This is a genomic window from Salipiger sp. HF18 (genome assembly GCF_011806505.1).
Classification (GTDB): Bacteria; Pseudomonadota; Alphaproteobacteria; order Rhodobacterales; family Rhodobacteraceae; genus Salipiger; species Salipiger thiooxidans.
Genome location: NZ_JAATOS010000872.1, coordinates 1 through 793, shown reverse-complemented (window position 1 = coordinate 793; position 793 = coordinate 1). Strand labels below are relative to the sequence as shown.

1 protein-coding gene is annotated in these 793 nt (G+C 66.8%); it reads right to left on the bottom strand.

Annotated elements, in window-relative coordinates:
- Positions 1-87: 87 nt before the first annotated feature.
- Positions 88-462 carry a hypothetical protein gene (locus tag HC022_RS27655; protein WP_008883611.1) on the bottom strand — a complete coding sequence of 125 codons (375 nt, stop codon included), beginning with the start codon at positions 460-462 and terminating at the stop codon, positions 88-90.
- Positions 463-793: the final 331 nt, after the last annotated feature.

Sequence of the window (793 nt, the reverse complement as noted above, 5' to 3'; positions counted from 1 at the left end):
AGACGAGAACAGATCGAGACGGCCAGCTACGGCACCTGGACTGCCGCCACCCAACTCGCAACACAGCCGCTCAGAGGCCCCGCGCCTTCAGAGACTGCGAGAACCCAGATCGTGGCGCGTGCTGCCGAAGATCACCGCACTTGCGCGCAGCTCCAGCGTGCCGACGTCGCCGTCGCGCTGGCCGAGCACCGTCAGCTCGTTGCCCGGTGCCAGCATCTCGGGGGTGAGCCCGGCGCTGCGGGCATCGATGAGGGGGCCGATGTCGACCGTCCAGGCCGTGCCGTCAGCCAGCAGCACCAGCCGCTCGTCGTGGGTCTCGAGTTGCGCCTGAGTGACCTGTCCGGTCAGCTCGATCTCGCCGTTCTCGGCGCTCTCGATCCCGTGATGCACCCAGGAGCTGGCCGCGATCAGGGTCCCGGCCCCCAGCACCAAGGCGATCATGTTCCGTCGGTCGAATGTCATTGCCGGTCCCTCATCCCTGTTGTCGTTCTCGAGTCCTTTCACAATGATCTAGGCACGCTCCGCCTTGCCCGGGGCAAACGCTTTCGTGATCGGCGGATCGCCGCTCTGCCAGACGCGGCCCGGCAAGCGCCCGGCGACTGCCCAGCCGCTGCCCAGGCCCGCCTGCCAACCACCGGAATGTGACGGCAATGCGCAGCGGTTCGCGCTATGTTCTCATTTTGCCATTGGCGCGCCCCCGCCTTTCACCTATGTATCGGGCATCCGTCCCCGGAGGTCCCATGCCCGAGCTCAAGCAGATCGAAGTGCGCGGCGCGCGCGAGCACAATCTCAA

What these genes read in the sequence shown, in the direction of transcription:
- HC022_RS27655 (WP_008883611.1), bottom strand. Translation starts at nt 462, where the DNA reads ATGACATTCGACCGACGGAACATGATCGCCTTGGTGCTGGGGGCCGGG.